This window comes from Ciceribacter lividus (assembly GCF_003337715.1).
GTDB classification, from domain to species: domain Bacteria; phylum Pseudomonadota; class Alphaproteobacteria; order Rhizobiales; family Rhizobiaceae; genus Allorhizobium; species Allorhizobium lividum.
Map to the genome: position 1 here is coordinate 767,253 of NZ_QPIX01000001.1, position 17,708 is coordinate 784,960.

19 protein-coding genes are annotated in these 17,708 nt (G+C 65.9%); 7 read left to right on the top strand and 12 right to left on the bottom strand.

Translation table 11 applies throughout. The annotated features are described in order from the left end of the window. Window positions 1–88: 88 nt before the first annotated feature. The 5 genes from DFR48_RS03695 to DFR48_RS03715 form a co-directional block, all read right to left on the bottom strand. Window positions 89–1,180, bottom strand: coding sequence for a methylenetetrahydrofolate reductase (locus DFR48_RS03695; protein WP_114361749.1), 1,092 nt, complete (start codon window positions 1,178–1,180; stop codon window positions 89–91). Continuing rightward, window positions 1,177–1,761, bottom strand: a complete 585-nt coding sequence (locus DFR48_RS03700; protein ID WP_112689398.1) for a methylenetetrahydrofolate reductase C-terminal domain-containing protein — start codon at window positions 1,759–1,761, stop codon at window positions 1,177–1,179. The genes DFR48_RS03695 and DFR48_RS03700 overlap by 4 nt, the downstream gene beginning before the upstream one ends. Beyond that, a complete protein-coding gene (locus DFR48_RS03705) occupies window positions 1,754–2,056 on the bottom strand; it encodes a virulence factor (protein ID WP_114361750.1) in 303 nt (100 codons plus the stop codon). The genes DFR48_RS03700 and DFR48_RS03705 overlap by 8 nt, the downstream gene beginning before the upstream one ends. Window positions 2,057–2,188: 132 nt before the next feature. After that, window positions 2,189–2,980: a formyl transferase gene (locus tag DFR48_RS03710; protein WP_245415510.1), complete on the bottom strand. Its 792-nt coding sequence runs from the start codon at window positions 2,978–2,980 to the stop codon at window positions 2,189–2,191. Between the two features lie 34 nt (window positions 2,981–3,014). Next, entirely contained in the window at window positions 3,015–3,683 is a 669-nt protein-coding gene (locus DFR48_RS03715; RefSeq protein ID WP_245415511.1) for an exopolysaccharide biosynthesis protein, read from the bottom strand. Between the two features lie 229 nt (window positions 3,684–3,912). On the opposite strand from DFR48_RS03715, the gene DFR48_RS03720 reads away from it, so the two are divergent. Further along, complete coding sequence (locus DFR48_RS03720; protein ID WP_114361752.1) at window positions 3,913–5,283, top strand: TIGR03808 family TAT-translocated repetitive protein; 1,371 nt, start codon at window positions 3,913–3,915, stop codon at window positions 5,281–5,283. Between the two features lie 178 nt (window positions 5,284–5,461). Beyond that, window positions 5,462–5,605, top strand: coding sequence for an entericidin domain-containing protein (locus DFR48_RS03725; RefSeq protein ID WP_483458454.1), 144 nt, complete (start codon window positions 5,462–5,464; stop codon window positions 5,603–5,605). A 32-nt stretch (window positions 5,606–5,637) separates the two neighbouring features. Here DFR48_RS03725 and DFR48_RS03730 read toward each other — a convergent pair whose 3' ends face one another. Further along, window positions 5,638–6,309: a DUF1638 domain-containing protein gene (locus DFR48_RS03730; protein ID WP_425359233.1), complete on the bottom strand. Its 672-nt coding sequence runs from the start codon at window positions 6,307–6,309 to the stop codon at window positions 5,638–5,640. A 100-nt stretch (window positions 6,310–6,409) separates the two neighbouring features. Between DFR48_RS03730 and DFR48_RS21750 the strand changes: the two genes are divergently transcribed. After that, window positions 6,410–6,589: a hypothetical protein gene (locus DFR48_RS21750; RefSeq protein WP_147273503.1), complete on the top strand. Its 180-nt coding sequence runs from the start codon at window positions 6,410–6,412 to the stop codon at window positions 6,587–6,589. Between the two features lie 49 nt (window positions 6,590–6,638). On the opposite strand, the gene DFR48_RS03735 is transcribed toward DFR48_RS21750, so the two are convergent. Further along, window positions 6,639–7,340, bottom strand: a complete 702-nt coding sequence (locus DFR48_RS03735) for a corrinoid protein (protein WP_114361754.1) — start codon at window positions 7,338–7,340, stop codon at window positions 6,639–6,641. A gap of 285 nt (window positions 7,341–7,625) precedes the next feature. On the opposite strand from DFR48_RS03735, the gene DFR48_RS03740 reads away from it, so the two are divergent. The 3 genes from DFR48_RS03740 (at window position 7,626) to DFR48_RS03750 (ending at window position 10,864) form a co-directional block, all read left to right on the top strand. Next, complete coding sequence (locus DFR48_RS03740) at window positions 7,626–9,197, top strand: trimethylamine methyltransferase family protein (protein WP_114361755.1); 1,572 nt, start codon at window positions 7,626–7,628, stop codon at window positions 9,195–9,197. 146 nt (window positions 9,198–9,343) lie between these two features. Next, window positions 9,344–9,985, top strand: a complete 642-nt coding sequence (locus DFR48_RS03745; protein WP_170141789.1) for a 4Fe-4S dicluster domain-containing protein — start codon at window positions 9,344–9,346, stop codon at window positions 9,983–9,985. Between the two features lie 84 nt (window positions 9,986–10,069). After that, the gene (locus DFR48_RS03750; protein WP_114361757.1) at window positions 10,070–10,864 is read left to right on the top strand and encodes a phosphodiester glycosidase family protein; all 795 of its coding nucleotides are present in this window, start codon (window positions 10,070–10,072) and stop codon (window positions 10,862–10,864) included. Between the two features lie 12 nt (window positions 10,865–10,876). Here DFR48_RS03750 and DFR48_RS03755 read toward each other — a convergent pair whose 3' ends face one another. From DFR48_RS03755 to DFR48_RS03775, 5 genes are all read right to left on the bottom strand, one after another. Further along, entirely contained in the window at window positions 10,877–11,230 is a 354-nt protein-coding gene (locus DFR48_RS03755; RefSeq protein WP_114361758.1) for a hypothetical protein, read from the bottom strand. Between the two features lie 115 nt (window positions 11,231–11,345). Beyond that, window positions 11,346–12,365 carry a betaine--homocysteine S-methyltransferase gene (gene bmt / locus DFR48_RS03760; protein WP_114361759.1) on the bottom strand — a complete coding sequence of 340 codons (1,020 nt, stop codon included), beginning with the start codon at window positions 12,363–12,365 and terminating at the stop codon, window positions 11,346–11,348. Window positions 12,366–12,455: 90 nt separating this feature from the next. After that, window positions 12,456–13,499, bottom strand: coding sequence for a quaternary amine ABC transporter ATP-binding protein (locus tag DFR48_RS03765; protein ID WP_114361760.1), 1,044 nt, complete (start codon window positions 13,497–13,499; stop codon window positions 12,456–12,458). Further along, a complete protein-coding gene (locus tag DFR48_RS03770; protein WP_114361761.1) occupies window positions 13,492–14,406 on the bottom strand; it encodes an ABC transporter permease in 915 nt (304 codons plus the stop codon). The genes DFR48_RS03765 and DFR48_RS03770 overlap by 8 nt, the downstream gene beginning before the upstream one ends. Window positions 14,407–14,511: 105 nt before the next feature. Beyond that, a complete protein-coding gene (locus DFR48_RS03775; protein WP_114361762.1) occupies window positions 14,512–15,510 on the bottom strand; it encodes an ABC transporter substrate-binding protein in 999 nt (332 codons plus the stop codon). A gap of 669 nt (window positions 15,511–16,179) precedes the next feature. Here DFR48_RS03775 and DFR48_RS03780 point away from each other — a divergent pair. Continuing rightward, the gene (locus DFR48_RS03780) at window positions 16,180–17,634 is read left to right on the top strand and encodes a cobyric acid synthase (protein ID WP_114361763.1); all 1,455 of its coding nucleotides are present in this window, start codon (window positions 16,180–16,182) and stop codon (window positions 17,632–17,634) included. Window positions 17,635–17,708: the final 74 nt, after the last annotated feature.

Genomic DNA, 17,708 nt, shown 5'->3' on the forward strand with positions numbered 1-17,708 from the left:
TCGGATGCGCGGGAGAGCAGTCTAGCGCGCGGGCAATGGGTTCAAAAGACATTTGCCGGCGCGAACGGCGCGCCGGCCTTCGATCTGGTCAATGGGGATGCTGGGCGGCGATGCCGGCGAGCTGCTGCTGGTCCTCGACCTTTTCCTCGCGGATCGCCTCCAGCCGCTCGGCGACGAGCGCGTCGACCGGGTTCGGTTCGCGCTTCCAGGGCCTGCGACCCTTCAGCACGCCGGATTCGTGGACGATCTCGGCGACATATTCCTCCTGGCGGTAGGCCATCACGTGGATGCCGGAGACGCCTGCGACCTCCTTGACCTCGTTGATGATGTCGATGCAGAGCTGCTTGCCTTCCTTCTTCTGGTCCTGAGCCCCTTCGAGGCGGGCGATGACCGCGTCCGGGATGTGGACGCCCGGCACGTTGGAGCGGATCCACTTGGCGGTCCTGGCCGATGCCAGCGGGCCGACGCCGACGAGGATGAAGCATTTTTCATCCAGGCCGAGATCGCGGACCTTCTGCATGTAGGTCTTCAGCATCGGCACGTCGTAGCAGTACTGGCTCTGCACGAACTGGGCGCCGGCGGCGATCTTCTTCGCCAGCCGGTGCGGGCGGAAGTCGTAAGGCGGCGCGAACGGATTGATCGCGGCGCCGAGGAAGACCTGCGGGGGCGTCGTCAGCTTGCGGCCGGAGAGGAACTTCGCCTCGTCGCGCATGGTGCGCACGGTTTCCAGGAGCGACATCGAGTCGAGATCGAAGACGGGCTTGGCGCCCGGCTGGTCGCCGGCCTGCACGCCGTCGCCGGTGAGACACATGATGTTCTGCACGCCCATGGCGGAGGCACCGAGAACGTCGCCCTGGATGGCGATGCGGTTCTTGTCGCGGCAGGCGATCTGCATGATCGGTGCATAGCCCATGCGCGTCAGCAGTGCGCAGATGCCGACGGACGACATGTGGCAGTTGGCGCCCGACGCATCGACGGCGTTGATGCCGTCGACCCAGCCGTCGAAGATCGCGGCGCGCTCGTAGACGTCGTGCGGATTGGCGCTGTCGGGCGGGTTCAGTTCGGCGGTGACGGCAAATTCGCCGCGCCGCAGGACGCGCTCGAGGCGGCCGCGGGAGGAATGGCCGGGCAGCGGATCGAGCGGCAGGCCGGGATCGATGGGATTGATGTCGGGGCTCATGCGCTTTCCCCCTTCTTGGCGTTTTCGCGGGCGGCGGCGGCTTCGGCGGTCACGCGCAGCCAGGACGAGGTTTCGCGCAGCGACTGGTTCACCGGCTTCTGGACCTTGAGGATCGCGTCGCCGTTGACCATGTTGCGGGAGCCGGCCCAAGCCTGCACCCAGACGCAGGGCATGTCGGGCTCGACCTCGCAATGGCCGTTGGCGCGAACGCCGCCGCAAGGGCCGTTCCGGAGCTGCTTCGGGCAGTTCATCGGGCAGGACATGCCGGTCGAGGAGAGCACGCACTGGCCGCACATGCGACAGTCGAAGAGAAGCCCCTTGACGTTGCGCTCGACGAACGTCACCGGACGCTCGACGCGGCCGTAGCCGATGCGGTTCCAGACCGGATGCAGCCACAGGAAGGCATTGGCGAAGCGGCCGTAGAACCATTCGAGGAAGCGAGAGTGGCGCACCGACCACAGACGGATGGTGTAGGAACGGCGCGCGCGGCGGTTTGGCGACACCGCCGCGGGCGTATAGGCCCCCGTCGCCGCCTTCTTGGCCGGCGCCGCATTGCCGGGGCCGGGTTTGCCGTCAACCATTCTCGCGTCCTCCCTTCTGGACGAGCGCGGCAAGCCGCGCCTTGTCATATGCCTCTTCGATCGCGGCCGCAGCCTTGTCGGCCTCGGCTTCGAGATCGTCGGAGACCGGCACGGGATCGCCCTTGCGCCACTCGGCGAGATAATCGTCGGTTTCGGCGGCGCCGGTGCGCATCGCGCACATGTCGATCGCCTCGGTGAAGCGCAGTGACAGCTCACGTTTTGCCGTCTTCCTGCCTTGCTTGACGATCACCTGGGCGGGGATGTCGCGCCAATAGACGATGATGCAGTCTGCCATGCCTTTTCGGTCTCCTTTGCCGCCACATTGCACGGGCCCCGTGCGGCGGACTGCGCTTGCGACGACGTCGCACAGAGCAAAAAGCGACGTCGCAGAGAATTCCTGCATTTGTGCTCCCGGTCGACCGGGAACCTACCAGATGCCGCGGGTGAGGCCGTAAAGCAACCAGGTCCAGAGCGGTGGCGGAAAACGCAAATGCGACGGCCCTTCGACGGGCTTCGGCCGCAGGCGGCCGTGCACGGCATCCTCGACCGCCTGCCCTACGATCTCCAGCGAGGCGATGGTGAGCGTCAGCGGATAGGTGGCGATGAAATCGCCGGGTTCCGGACGGGTGCGGACCTCATAGAGCGTGCCGCCGGTGTCGGTGCCGGCGTCGACCAGGTGCACGGTGGCGCCGAAATTGCCGGCGTCTCCGAGAACCAGAGACCAGTAGCCGCCCATCTGACCACGATAGGCGGGGTTTATGCCGGCGTGGAGGTTGAGGACCGGGCAGGGGAGCTTTTCCAGCGACGGACGCGTCATCAACCGGGTGCTGACAAGCAGGATCACGGCGGGTCGAAGCTCCCGGACGAGGTCGGCGCATTGCGCGTCGTTGATCGAGGCGACCCGGCTGACCGGGACGTGTTGCGGCATGACGGGATCGGCATTGCGGCTGCGGCAGATCTCGGCGGTGCGGCGGGCGGAGAGCGGACGGAGAAGGCGGCCGGCCACCATGGTCGCGAGCTGGCCGAGCGCATTCGGCCAGCCGAAGCGGCGGGCGCGGCGACGGGTAATCCCGAATTTCGATTCCGGCTCTTCGAGGATGACGTGGAGATTTCGCCAGCGCGCGGCAAGCGCATTGATGACGACGGCGGGATTGGGGCCGCCGGCGGTCATCACCACCACGCGGGCGTCTTCGGTTCTCTCCGGCGGATTTAGCGTCATTCGGGACTGGCAGGACGGGGCCGCACGGGCTGGCTCAGAAGACGAGAGCGAGTATAGCACCCGCCGTGAGGACGACAAAGCCGGCGAGCAGCAGGGCGACGACGCCGACCAGGCAGCCGATCATCACGCCGAGGCCGTCGCGCTCGGAATGGGCGAAACCGATGATCGCCAGTGCAAAGGCGGGCGGCCAGTTGCCGAGCGGGATCGGCAGGATCACCACCACGGAAAGAAGAAGGACGTAAAGTCCCAGGATGCGTTCGGAGAAGCGGCTGCCGAGAAACCAGCGTCGCGGTCTGAACAGCTGTTCGGCGACGCGGAGCGAAGGCACCAGCTTATCGACAATCTTTTCGAAGGTGGAGCGGCTGAAACCGTAGTCGCCGAGCCAGTGTGGGAGAACCACGCGGCCCTGGGGCGAGGCGATCATCTGCCAGGCGACGATCGCGAGCGGCAGGCCGAGGACGAGTGTGGCGCCAGGTGGCGCCGGCACGAGATTGGGAAGGGCGAAGATCAGGAGAAAGGCGCCGAAGGAGCGGTCCTGCAGCGCAATGGCGATGTCGCGGACGGTGGTGCGTTCATGGGGCGTCCGCGCCAGACGCTCCAGCAGCCGCGAGAGATGTTCACCCGGCCGGCCTTCTCCGTTCTGGTCGAACGCTGCCGCCACCGGTTCCACTCCGTCCGTCATCCGCTCCGTTTCATTCTCCATGAAGACCATCGTGCACGGAAAATGTTGCGGCGACATTAAGGCGAACCGGGCAGCGCAGTGCGGACAAGGCCGCATTTGCGGGCTTTCCTGCAACCTTGTGGCTGCCATTGCGGTCATAGAAACAACCAGAATCACGAATAGGATTATATTCCTTCGATGCTGAGAAGCACTCCGAAGGCGAGAAAACGGCTCCGGCGGGAATGGCCGGGCGAACACAAGGAGACGTCACATGCCCTATTACAAGCGTGAAAGCGAAGTCCTGGTTCTCAGTGCGGCAACAAGCTCACCGGGGACGGGCTGGGTGTCGACGACCGTGCAGAACGCGATGAACTATGCCCGCACGAACGGACTGACGCTTGTGCTTTTGAGCGGCATCTTCTCGACCGGCGCGCTCACCGTCGACACGGCAACGGGCGGCGGGCAGAAGTTCACAATGCGGGCGGCAGTTGCCGGCGCGGCGACGCTGCGCTTCACCGGCGGCAGCTATCTCTTTCAGGTCAACGGGATCAATGATGTCTCGGTGTCGGGCGTGGTGTTCGACGGCCAGAATGCCGCCATCAGCGACGGCTCGAACCAGGCAGGCCTGGTGCGCTTCCAGAACTGTACGGGCTTCCAGTTTGCCGGCTGCAGGGTGACCGCCAGCACCAAGACCGGCGTGGTGGCGCTCACCGGTGCGCAAGGCATGATCGCCGACTGCGCGATCGACACCTGCTCGGTCGGCGTGCTCGTCTACAACAGCCGCGTCGACGTGGTGCGCAACCGCATCACCACCTGCTCGAACAACGGCGTCTATGTCTGGCGTGAGCCGGCCGGCGGCGGGGTCGAGTATGATGGCTCGACGATCATCGACAACCGCATCGACGACATCGACACGGCAGGCGGCGGCACGGGTCAGAACGGCAACGGCATCGTCGTCTACCGGGCGGTGGGCGTGAAGGTTTCGGGCAATACGATCTCGAACGTGCAGTATTCGTGCATCCGCTTCAATGCGTCCGGCGCCGCGCAGATCACCGGCAATCACTGCATCTCGGCGCGCGAATGCTCGGTGTTCGTCGAGGCGACCGCTCCGGGCCTGAACCTCGACGGTGCGGTGGTCTCCGACAACATCATCGAGCAGGCGGGCGACGGTATCAAGGTCGTCAACCTCGGGCTCTACAGCGACGGCATCGCCCGGCGGATCGCGATCTCGTCGAACCACATTCGCGGCATGACCAAGAACACGATCAACGATCCGGGCTACTCGCCGACCGTCTCGAACGCCTGCGGTATCCAGGTCGAGGGGCTCTGCGTGCTGACCGGCAACATGATCGAGGATGCGGCCGGATTCGGGATTTTGCTCGGCACCAACGAGGCGACCTACGACCTGCTGGCGACCGGCAACCTCATCCACGCCTCCGTTACCGGCATCGGCTATTCGAACAACGGTTCGGCCGGCCGGATCTCGATCGTCGGCAATGTGGTGAGCGGCGCGACGAACGGGTCCATCGTTCCGGCGGCGTTCAACGGCGTGAGCTTCTACCGTGTCGGGTCGACGGATGTCGCCAACACCGCCGACAGCCAGATCGGCAATGTCTATGTCGGGAACAATCGCGGCTATTGAGGCCGAGATACCCGTATCATCGGCCTCCGGGGGCGGGGAAACCCGCCTCCGGACTGGATGAAGCCCCATAATTTTCAGGTGGCGCTCCGCCTTGTTTTTACCCAAAGCCGGTGCCATGGACGCTGTCGCAGATTCCCTTTGGAACAAGAGGAGAGGTTACCCCGTGTCCTTCACCCGCATTTCCGCGGCCGCCCTCATCGGCCTCGCACTTCTTTCGCTCGCCGGCTGCGGCAACACCATCCGCGGCATCGGCCGCGACGTTGGCAATGCCGTCGATGCGACCCAGGACGCCGGCCGCAGCGTCGCCCACTCGGTCAACTGATCCGTCTTCGAGATCGCGCCGGAGAAAGGCCGTCAGCCGCCGTTCCTAGGGGCGGCGACGGCCTTCAGCTCGTGCTCCAGGTCGCCATAGCCGGTGAAGCGGTATTCGTAGGCGAGCTTCAGGTAGTCGGCCGCCCACTTTGCCTTGGCCTGCAGCTCCGCGTCTTCCGTCTGGGCAAGGTAGACGATCTTCGTGTAGTTGCCGAAGACCATGTCGCGGATTTCGGGGTGGCGGTCGAGTTTCAGGGGTTCGATGACGAAGGCCTCGAACTGGCGGGTGATCAGGTCCGTCAGGTAGAATGCTGTGAATTCGCTCTCGCATTCGGCGAGGAACTTTTCCGTGCCGGTGAAGAAGGCGTAGCAATGCGGGCCGGAGAGCCGCTCGATACCTTCCTCGCGACAGATCCGGTCGATCTCGCCTTGCGTGCCGCATTCGGCGTAACCGATGAAGATTTTCTCATGTCCTTCGGCACGCGCCTCGGCAATTTTTTGGCGCAGGGACGGCGCGATCCTGTCCGGCCAGACATGCCAGATCGCAGGCAGACATTCGAGCGTCAGATGATCGAGCCCGTTCAGGGCCTTCACCGCAAGGATCTCCCGCGCGATCGCGCCGCAGGCGATGACATGAACTTTTCCGGCCGCCCCGCGTCGGAGGGAGGCGGAGCCGAACACTTGATCGCCGTCGTTCACGGAGTTTGCGGTCATGATCTTCAGGAAACTCGCAATCGCCAAGGTTCTTCTCGCATCGGGCATCACTCGCGTCGGCTGCAGCAACACCAGACGGACATGGGCGAGGATACGGCCAATGCCGTCTACGCAATTCGGGTCGCCGCGCAGTCGCATGCGAGACGTTCGCGAGGCTCAACACTACCATATGGCTGCCGCTGTCGTGGCGGCAAGCCTGTCGTCCGTCTGGCCGCACCTCGGCCAGCGGACGGGGCCGCCGGCCGGGACGGTCGCCGGAGAAATGGACACCGGCCGCTGAGGCGGCCGGCGCACGGGTTTTCGAGCCTGTCCGCGGACCGCCGTCGCGATCAGGCGCGGGCACCGAGGCTGTTGTGGCGACGGGCGACGAATTCCTTGGCGGTTTCGACCGCCACCGCCGCGTCGCGGCAATAGGCGTCCGCACCGACCGCCTTGCCGAACTCCTCGTTGAGCGGCGCACCGCCGACGAGCACGACGTAATCGTCGCGGATGCCCTTTTCCTTCATCGTGTCGATGACGACCTTCATGTAGGGCATGGTGGTGGTCAGAAGCGCCGACATGCCGAGGATGTCGGGCTTTTCGCGTTCCAGCGCTTCGAGATAGTTCTCGACCGGGTTGTTGATGCCGAGGTCGACGACGTCGAAGCCCGCACCCTCCATCATCATGCCGACGAGGTTCTTGCCGATGTCGTGGATGTCGCCCTTGACCGTGCCGATGACCATCTTGCCCTGCTTCGGCGCGCCGGTGGCGGCGAGCAGCGGGCGAAGAATGGTCATGCCGGCCTTCATGGCGTTCGCCGAGAGCAGCACTTCCGGCACGAAGAGGATGCCGTCGCGGAAGTCGACGCCGACGATGCGCATGCCTTCGACCAGCGCCTTGGTCAGGACATCGTAGGGAGCCCAGCCGCGATCGAGCAGGATGCGGGTGGCTTCCTCGATTTCCTCCTTGAGGCCGTCATAAAGGTCGTCGTGCATCTGCTGCACGAGCTCGTCGTCGGACAGATCTTCAAGAATGATTTCGTCATCTGACATTGTATTGGTTCCCGCTTGCCTGAAACGCGATTCCGATTGCAGTTCGAGACTGCCTGTGATGCAGTTAAACCGCAATATAGCAGAAACCCCCTTTCGAATGCGACGTCACATGCCGCGAAAAGCGACGGCGGTGGCAAGGTCGACGCCGGTCGGGTGCCCGCCCCGTGTGCTCCGATGTCTGTCTCATGCAAGTGGTTGGCGCATTAAGAAAGGTTTCACGCCTCAAAACGAATAGCATAGCCGCGATAACGAGCGCCGTTCGGGCGCGTGAGTGAGGAAAAGACCATGGACGAGACGACAGAGCAGACGGGCGCCGCAGCCGGACGGCGTTCTCGGGGTGAGGGCCGCGGGGCGGCTGCACGCCGGGCATCGCGCGGCGGAGCGGGCGCCGGCCCGCAGATGCCCTACATCACCCGCAAGATCGCGGTCTACGAGGTGCTGGACGAGGAAGGTCTCTCGATCATCGAGCGCAATGCCGACACGGTGCTCGAGGAAATCGGCATCGAGTTCCGCGACGACGCCGAGGCGCTCGACATGTGGCGACAGGCCGGCGCCGACGTGAAGGGCGAGCGCGTGCATTTCCCGAAGGGGCTCTGCCGCGAACTCCTGAAGACCGCGCCCTCGGAATTCACCTGGCACGCCCGCAACCCGGAACGCAGCGTGCAGATCGGCGGCAAGGCGACCGTCTTCGCGCCCGTCTACGGCTCGCCCTTCGTGCGCGACCTCGACGGCAACCGCCGCTATGCGACGCTCGAAGACTTCCGCAATCTCGTGAAGCTCGCCTATATGGCGCCGTCGATCCATTCGTCCGGCGGCACGGTCTGCGAGCCGGTCGACATTCCGGTGAACAAGCGTCACCTAGACATGGTCTACAGCCACATCAAATATTCCGACAAGCCGTTCATGGGCTCGGTGACCGCGCCGGAACGCGCGGAAGATTCGGTCGCCATGGCGAAGCTGGTGTTCGGTGACGAGTTCGTCGAGAACAACTGCGTGATGCTGAACCTCATCAACGCCAACTCGCCGATGGTCTTCGACGAGACGATGCTCGGCGCCGCCAAGGTCTATGCCCGTCACAACCAGGCCTGCGTCTTGTCGCCGTTCATCCTGTCCGGCGCGATGAGCCCGGTCACCGTTGCCGGCACGCTGACGCAGATCCTCGCGGAAGTTCTCGCCGGCGCTTCCTTCACCCAGCTCGTGCGTCCCGGCGCACCGGTGCTTTTCGGCACCTTCGCCGCGTCGATCTCGATGCAGTCGGGCGCGCCCACCTTCGGCACGCCGGAACCGGCGCTCGTCTCCTATGGCGCCGCCCAGCTCGCCCGCCGTCTCGGACTGCCGTTCCGGACCGGCGGCTCGCTCTGCGCCTCCAAGGTGCCGGACGCCCAGGCCGCGCATGAAAGCGCCAACACGCTGAACATGACGCTGCTCGCCGGCACCAACTTCGTGCTGCACGCCGCCGGCTGGCTCGAAGGCGGGCTTGCCGCCTGCTACGAGAAGTTCATGATCGACCAGGACCAGCTCGGCATGATGCAGAAGATGGCCGCCGGCGTCGATCTTTCCGAAAGCGGCCAAGCGATGGACGCGATCCGCGAAGTCGGCCCCGGCGCGCACTATCTCGGCTGCGCCCACACCCAGGCGAACTTCCAGACGGCTTTCTATCGCTCTGCACTCGCCGACAACAACTCGTTCGAGCAGTGGGAGATCGAAGGCAAGAAGCGGATCGAGGACCGCGCCAACGCGCTCTGCCGTTCGTGGCTCGACGCCTACGAGGCGCCGTCGCTCGATCCGGCGATCGACGAGGCGCTCCTGGCCTATATCGCCAAGCGCAAGGACGAGATGCCCGACGCCTTCTCTTGAAGGCATCCCGAAGCCAGGGAGCAAGGCGGAGCAATCGCGGTGGCCGACATGATCCAGGAGGAGGTCTGGCGTCCGCATTACAAGTTCGAGGGGCCGCGGTGAGCGGCCCTAAGAGTTTGCGCGCGGCGCTCCGGCCGCACGGGCTCATGCTACGCGGCAGCGTGCATTTTCCGGAGGGGGAGGGCGGACCACGCCTTCCCGGTGGTAGGACCGCCAGAACCGTCGTGCTCGTCGGCCATGCCGGCGGCGCGATGTGGCAGGCTTTCTGCGACTGGCGGGCGACAATGCCGGCCGACCTTGCCGACCCGCTCGACACTTGGTCGAAGGCGGTAATCGACCCGATTGCCGCGGCCTTCGGCGCCTTTCCCTACTATCCCTCCGATCCTCCGTATCAGCCGTTCCAGCGCTGGGCGATCGCCGCCGAAGGACTTGCGGCCTCGCCGCTCGGCATCCTCGCCCATCCCCGCTACGGCCTCTGGCACGGCTATCGGGCCGCGCTCGGCTTCGCGGAGGACTTCTCGGACATCGAGACGGAAGAGGGCGGACGGGTGCCGGTCTGTGAAAGCTGCTGCGAGAAGCCGTGCCTGACGGCCTGTCCCGCGGACGCTGTGACGGCGGCGCGTTTCGACGTCGCCGCCTGCAGACGCCTTCTCGCCTCGGAGGAGGGGCGGATCTGCCTCGACGAGGGCTGCCGGGCCCGCGCAACCTGCCCGGTCGGGCGGGACTACACCTATCCGGCGGAGGAAATCCGCTTCCACATGGCGGCACTTTCGCTTCCCGTCGGCTGAGCGGCTTTCAACGCGAGGGCAAGTGCGGCATAAGTCTCGAGACCGGACTGTTCACGTCAGGCGGCTTGCGCAGACAGGATATCGATGAGAATTCAGCGGGTTTTCGCAAGGCGCCTCGTCGCCGCAATCATGCTGGTGATCGCGACCGCGTGCCTATCCGGCCCGGCCACGGCCGCCTGCCGCGACCTCGTCGTCCAGAGTGCCGGCTACACGGTGTGCAGCTTCGATCCGAAGACGGAAGAGATCCGCGTCTATCACAGCGATCCCGAAGGAAAGCCGTTCTCCGGCTTCGATGCGCTGGTGCGGCAGCTCTGGGAGGAGCGACACTATCTCGTCTTCGCGACCAATGGCGGCATGTATCACGCCGACCTGTCGCCGGTCGGGCTGTTCGTCGAATACGGCGTCGAGCGCCGGCCGATCAGCACGAAGGCCGGATGGGGCAATTTCCACCTGCTGCCGAACGGGGTGTTTTCGCTAACGGACGGTAAGGCGGCGATCACCGAAAGCCGGTGCTATGCCCGCCGCCACGGCGCCGCCGACTATGCGACCCAGTCGGGGCCGATGCTGGTGATCGGCGGCACGATGCACCCGAAATTCCTGCCCGACAGTGACAGCTTCAAGATCCGCAACGGCGTCGGCGTGGACCGGGACGGCAAGGTCCATTTCGTCATCTCGAACACGCCGGTGCGCCTTTACGATTTCGCCCGCCTCTTCCGTGACACGCTCGGCTGCCCGAACGCGCTCTATCTCGACGGGACGATTTCGAGCGCCTACATCCCCGAGCGCGGGCGGCGTGACCGCCTGTTTCCGCTCGGCCCCATCATCGCGGTGATCGGCACCGTGCCGCAATTGAGCTCCAGCAGCGGGCGGACGCCCTGAGAGCCTTCCCCCTCAGACGGACGACTTCGGATAGGCGCGCTCGAGGCCGCCGGAGCGATCGAGGCCGGTGCGGAAGGCCCTGTAGGCGGGATGCTGGCCGGATTTCGCGGCTTCCGAAAGCCGGATCTGCAGCCGGGCGGGTGCGGTGTTGCCGAGCCATTCGCCGCAGCGTTCGAGTTTCAGGGAATTGAGGAAGGGCGCGGCCGCGGCGCGATCGATATAGAGATGCAGGCCTTCGAGCAGGTTTTCGTCCTGGGCGGGGTTTTCGAAGAGGAGCTTCAGGAAGGCCTGGTCGGCATCGGCAAGCGTCGCGAGCTTGTCGGCGACGGTTTCGCGGTCGGGGAAGGGGAGCGATTGCGCGGACATGACGTGTTCCCTCGTCTTTTCGATTCGGCTGTCTTTTCATCCGGATAGGACAGCCGGGCCGGTGACGCAAGCGCGGGAGACGGCTGCCCGGCGAATGACCGGACAGCCGATGTGGTCAGCCGCGGCGGCGGCCGCGACGCTCGCGGCCGGCATCGCCCGAGGATTCCTCGGCGGTCTTGTTGCGCAGCGGGCCGATGTGCTCGACGATGGCCTCGATCGTCGGGCGGGGGCCCGGCGTATAGTTGTCGAGCGCCTGCCGCATGGCGGCGAGGTGGCCGCAGGAGGTGCCGCAGCATCCGCCGATGATCTTCGCACCGGCGTCGCGGGCGAGCTTGGCATATTCGGCCATCAGCGGCGGCGTGCCGGAATAGTGGATCTCGGCGCCGCGATATTCGGGAATGCCGCAATTGCCCTTGACGATGACGGTGGCGGCGGGATCGGCCGACGTCATGTCGAGCAGGCTCGCCAGGATGTCCGAAGCGCCGACGCCGCAATTGGCGCCGACGGCGACCGGGCCCGCGCCGATGTCCTTCGCAACGCCGTGGATGTCCTTCGGCGCAAGCCCCATCATCGTCTTGCCGGCGGTATCGAAGGAGCCGGTATAGGTGTAGGGCAGGCCGACCTTGACGGCGGCTTCGGCCGCGGCACGGATTTCCTCGGGCGAGGACATGGTCTCGATCCAGGCGATGTCGACGCCGCCGGCCTTCAGGCCCTCCATCTGCTCGACGAAGGCAGCGACGGCATCCTCGTAGGTGAGCGCGCCGAGCGGCTGCAGGAGTTCACCCGTCGGGCCGACGGAACCGGCGACGATGACCTTGCGCGGCGCCTTGTCGGCGACGGAGCGGGCGATTTCGGCGGCCTTCCGGTTGAGGTCGAAGACGCGATCGTCCGCCTTGTGGAGCTTCAGCCGGTGACGGGTGCCGCCGAACGAATTGGTGAGGATGATGTCGGCGCCGGCATCGACGAAGTCCTGGTGGAGCTTGACGATCCGCTCCGGGTGGCTCTCGTTCCAGAGCTCGGGCGCCTCGCCGGCTTCGAGCCCCATGGCGAACAGGTTCGTGCCGGTCGCGCCGTCGGCGAGCAGGACGCCCTTCTCGGCAAGCAGTCTGGAAAGCGGATCGGAAGCGGTGGCCATGGGTCGTCCCCTCTAAGAAATCTGTCGGTCAACCCATAGAGAATGCCGGCCTGCGCCGCAACGGGATTTGCCGCCTGCGTCTCGCGCGGCTCAATCCGCGGCGGGCGGTGCGGCGGCCGGCGTCACGATGGCGGCGAGGATCGTTGCGATGTCGACGCAGCCGACGATGGCGCCATTCGCATCGACGACTGCTGCCGTGGATCGTCCCGCGCCGGTCATCGCACGCGCGGCGTCTTCGAGCCGGGTCGAGGCGGGCAGGGCGAGATCCCGTGCGGTGCCGTCCACGGGCCGCATGACAGCGCCGAGTTCGATGACCCGTCCGCGGTTCACCTGCCGCACGAAGGCGGCGACATAGTCGTCCGCGGGGGCGAGCACGATCTGCTGACCGCTGCCCTGCTGCACGATCTCGCCGTCACGGAGGATGACGATCCGGTCGCCGAGCGCCAGCGCCTCGTCGAGGTCGTGGGTGATGAAGACGATGGTCTTCTTCAGCTCTGCCTGCAGGTCGAGGAGCATCGAGCGCATGTCGACGCGGATCAGCGGGTCGAGGGCGGAGAAGGCCTCGTCCATCAGCAGGATATCGGCGTCGGTGGCGAGCGCGCGGGCAATGCCGACGCGCTGCTGCATGCCGCCGGAGAGCTGGTTCGGGTAGTGGTCCTCGTATCCGGAAAGGCCGACACGGGCGATCCAGCGGGCGGCGCGCCGTATGCCTTCCCGGTGGGGAACGCCCTGGACCTTCAGGCCGTAGAGCGTGTTTTCGAGGACGGTGCGGTGGGGCAGCAGCGCAAAGTTCTGGAAGACCATTGCGGTGCGGTGGCGGCGGAAGTGGCGAAGCTCGGCGGGGCTCATGCGGCAGACGTCGACGCCGTCGCAGAGGACCTCGCCGGCGGTCGGTTCGATCAGCCGGTTGATGTGGCGGATCAGCGTCGACTTGCCCGAGCCGGAAAGGCCCATGACGACGGTCACCCTTCCGGCCGGAATCGTCATGTCGATATCCTTGAGGCCGAGGACATGGCCGTAGCGGGCGTTGAGGTCGACTTTGGAGAGGCCGGCCTTCACCTCGTCGACATAGCGCTCGCCATGCGGACCGAAGATCTTGTAAAGGCCGCGGATCTCGATCCGCCCCTCAGCCATGGACGACCTCCAGATGCCGCTGCAGGCGCTTGCCGTAGGACTGGCTCGCCCGGTCGAAAACGACGGCGATCGCCACCAGCGCGAAGCCGTTCAGGAAACCGATGGTGAAGAACTGGTTGGTGATCGCCTGTAGCACGTTGCGGCCGAGCCCGCCGACGCCGATCATCGAGGCGACGACGACCATGGCGAGCGCCATCATGATCGTCTGGTTGATGCCCGCCATGATGGTCGGGAGCGCAAGCGGCAGCTGGACGTCGAAGAGCTTGTGGCGGGCGGAGGAGCCGAAGGCGTCGGCCGCCTCGATGACCTCGCGATCGACGAGGCGGATGCCGAGATTGGTGAGGCGGATCATCGGCGGCACCGCGTAGACGACGACGGCGATCAGACCCGGCACCTTGCCGATGCCGAAGATCATCACCACGGGGATGAGATAGACGAAGCTCGGCAGCGTCTGCATGACGTCGAGGACGGGGATCGCCGCCGCCTGCAGCCGGTCGGAGCGGGAAAGCGCGATACCGAGCGGAATGCCGACGGCGACCGAGACGGCCGTGCAGACGGTGACCATGGCGAGCGTCACCATGGTATCCTCCCAGAGCCCGACGAGGCCGATCGCGATGAGCGCGGCAAGGGTGCCGAGGGTGATCCGCAGATCCCGGCCGACGGCCTGCACGACCGCCGCGACGAGGAGGAGCACGAGCGGCCACGGTGCGTCGACGAAGAGCTTTTCCAGGCCGTTCAGGAACCATTGCAGGGGATCAGTCGCCCGGTCGATCGCGTCGCCATAGGTGCGCACGAAGGTCTTGAAGGCTGCGTCGACCGCCTTGCGGACATCCCGCAACAGGGCCTCGTCGAGGGCGGGGAAACGGCAGGCGAGTTCGGGCAGGAAGGCGCAGATGCCAGAGGCCATGTCTCGGGTTCCTTTCGGGATGCCGGCGAGAAAGCTCTGCACCGGGGGCGAACGGAGGCCGGCGGGGCCGGCCGCGCGTCGAACGGCGCGGCCGTTCGCGGTGGCTCAGAGCGATTCCCTGACCTTTGCCGCGACGTCGGCAGGAACCCAGGTGGTCCAGAGGTCGGGATATTCCTTGAGGAAGTGCTCGGCCGCCTCTTCGTTGTCCGCCTGGTTCTCGTCCATCCAGGCGAGCACGGCGCCGACCGTCTGGTTGTCCCACGTGCGGGCCTTCACATAGTCCATCGCCACACCCGCCTTTTCGGCGAAGGCCTTGGTGACGACGGTGAAGACGCCGGCGACGGGATAGGAGTTGACCTTCGGGTCCGGGCAGTCGGCGACGCCGGTGCAGCGGTCCCACTCCGCCTTGTCGTGCTCGACGCCGAAGCTCAGCTTCACCATCTCGTATTTGCCGAGGATCGCCGTCGGCGCCCAGTAATAGCCGAGCCAGCCTGTCTTCTTCTCGAAGGCGTTGGCGATCGATCCGTCGAGGCCCGCGGCCGAGCCGGTGTCGATGAGCTCGAAGCCCTTGTCCTTGGCGCCGACCGCCTTGAAGAGGTTGGCGGTGGAAATCTGGCAGCTCCAGCCCGAGGGGCAGTTGTAGACCGCGCCCTTCGACGGATCCTCCGGCGCGGGGAAGAGGTCGGGACGGGCGAGGGCCGCCTCGACCGTCTTGATGTCGGGATTGGCGTCGGCGAGGAATTTCGGGATCCACCAGCCTTCGACGCCGCCGTCGCTGAGGATCGGAGCGGCCTGGATCAGGCGGCCCTCCTTGACGGCGGTGTCGAGCGCGGCACGCACGGAGTTCACCCAGAGCTCCGGCGCCATGTCCGGCTCGCCCTTCTCGTTCATCGAGGCGAATGTCGGAACGGTGTCGCCGGTGACGAGTGTCACGTTGCAGCCGTAGCCTTTCTCGAGGATGATCCCGTCGACATGAGCGGCGACGCCGGCCGAGGCCCAATTCATTTCGGCAATCGAGACATCGCCGCATTCGGCGGCGCCGGCGGTCCCTGCGACGGACAAAAGCCCGCCGGCAAGGAGCGCGGCAGCGAGAAATTTCATCATGTCTTCGGACCTCCTGGTCTTATGGTTCCCTTGTCTTCTTCTTTCGACGGCTTCGGCCGCCTGCAATGCGTTTAGTCGCGTTCGCCCATACGACAGATTTGCCGCGCCATGGTGAGGGCGCGCCCGACGACGGGACGCGCGATGCGAGGAGACGCTCGGCATCGGCACAGATGCGGGACCTATCCCTCCGAGGCCTCGATGAAAAAGGTATCCTGTCCACTGGAGAAATCAACCTTCGAACTTTCAGGTTGCGTTAACAGATGATTTCACGCGACTGAAAGTAAAAGCTTTTTACTATGTTTGAATTCGCGTTTACGCCGCAGGGACCACCGGCGCGAAAAAGGTGGACAAGCCGGCGCAGGTAAACCATCCGGTAATAATGTCCGGCTATGGCTGTCGGCGCGGTCTTTCGCCGTCAGCGTCTCCGGCTCAGGTGTTTTGCGTACCGGAGACGCCGAAAGCCCCGGGCTCCCATGGGCGGACTTCTAGGTGATCCGACGGGACGCACCAATCTTGCCGCCGTCAGGGCGGCTCTTCTTTTCGAACGAAAGCGAAGACGAACGTCCGTCCGGGTCGAGAGGCCTTGCGGCGCAGGCGAGATTTCGGCAGGAGAGAAGCGGCGATCGGCCCGCGGGCTGCAGCGCGGGTGCGAAGTCGGGAGAACGGGCAATGGCGAAGGCGGTAATGTTGCAGGGAACCGGCTCCGACGTCGGCAAGACCGTGCTGGTCGCAGGCCTCTGCCGGCTCGCCGCCAATCGCGGCCTCAAGGTGCGGCCCTTCAAGCCGCAGAACATGTCGAACAATGCGGCGGTCGCCGACGACGGTGGCGAGATCGGCCGGGCGCAATGGCTGCAGGCGCTCGCCGCGCGCACGCCGTCCTCGGTGCACATGAACCCGGTGCTGCTGAAGCCGCAATCCGACACCGGCAGCCAGATCATCCTGCAGGGGCGGGTGTTCGGGCAGGCGAAGGGCAGGGACTACCAGCGGCTGAAGCCGCAACTGCTCTCGGCCGTGCTCGAAAGCTATGAAAAGGTGCGCGACGGTGCGGACCTGGTGATCGTCGAGGGCGCGGGCTCGCCGGCGGAGATCAACCTGCGCGCCGGCGACATCGCCAACATGGGCTTTGCGACGCGGGCCAACGTCCCGGTCGTGCTCGTCGGCGACATCGACCGCGGCGGCGTCATCGCCTCGCTGGTCGGCACCCACACCATCCTGCCGCCCGAGGACCGGGCGATGATCACCGGCTACATCATCAACAAGTTCCGCGGCGACGTTTCGCTGTTTGCCGACGGGATCACAGCCGTCGCAGGCTTTACCGGCTGGCCCTGCTTCGGCGTCGTGCCTTTCCTCAAGGCGGCCTCGCGGCTACCGGCCGAGGATTCTGTTGTTCTGGAGCGGCTCGCCGGCGGCAGCCGGGCGGCGCTCAAGGTCGCGGTGCCGATGCTCTCGCGTATCGCCAATTTCGACGATCTCGACCCGCTTGCCGCCGAGCCGCAAGTGGAACTGGTCTTCGTGCGTGCCGGCGAGCGCATTCCCGTCGATGCCGGTCTCGTCGTGCTGCCCGGATCGAAGTCGACGATCGGCGATCTCGAGGATCTGCGGCGCCAAGGCTGGGATAACGACATCGCCGCGCATGTGCGCCGCGGCGGCCGCGTGATCGGCATTTGCGGCGGCTACCAGATGCTTGGGACGAGTGTCGCCGATCCCTTGGGGATCGAGGGAGCAAAGGAGCGGATCAACGGGCTCGGCCTCCTCGACGTCGAGACGGTGATGGCGCAGGAAAAGACCGTCCGCAACAGCACCGCGCATTCTGTGGACTACGACGTCCCGCTCTCCGGCTACGAAATTCACATGGGCCGCACCGAGGGGCCGGATTGCGCCCGCCCGCCGGTCACGATCGACGGACGCGCCGACGGCGCAAGCTCGCCGGACGGGCGTGTCATCGGCACCTACCTGCATGGGCTGTTCGGCAGCGACGCCTATCGCAAGCGGCTGCTCGCCAGCTTCGGGATCGAGGGCGGCGGCGAGAACTACCGGGCGGGCGTCGAGACGGCGCTCGACGAGGTCGCCGCCGAGCTCGAGCGCGTGCTTTCGCGGGAATGGCTGGACCGCCTGCTCGGGTAAATGGCGGCAGCGTCATAATTTCTGCCCCTTCGTCGCGGCCGGCGCCGCGACAAGTCTCTGTGGCCGTGCGCGAC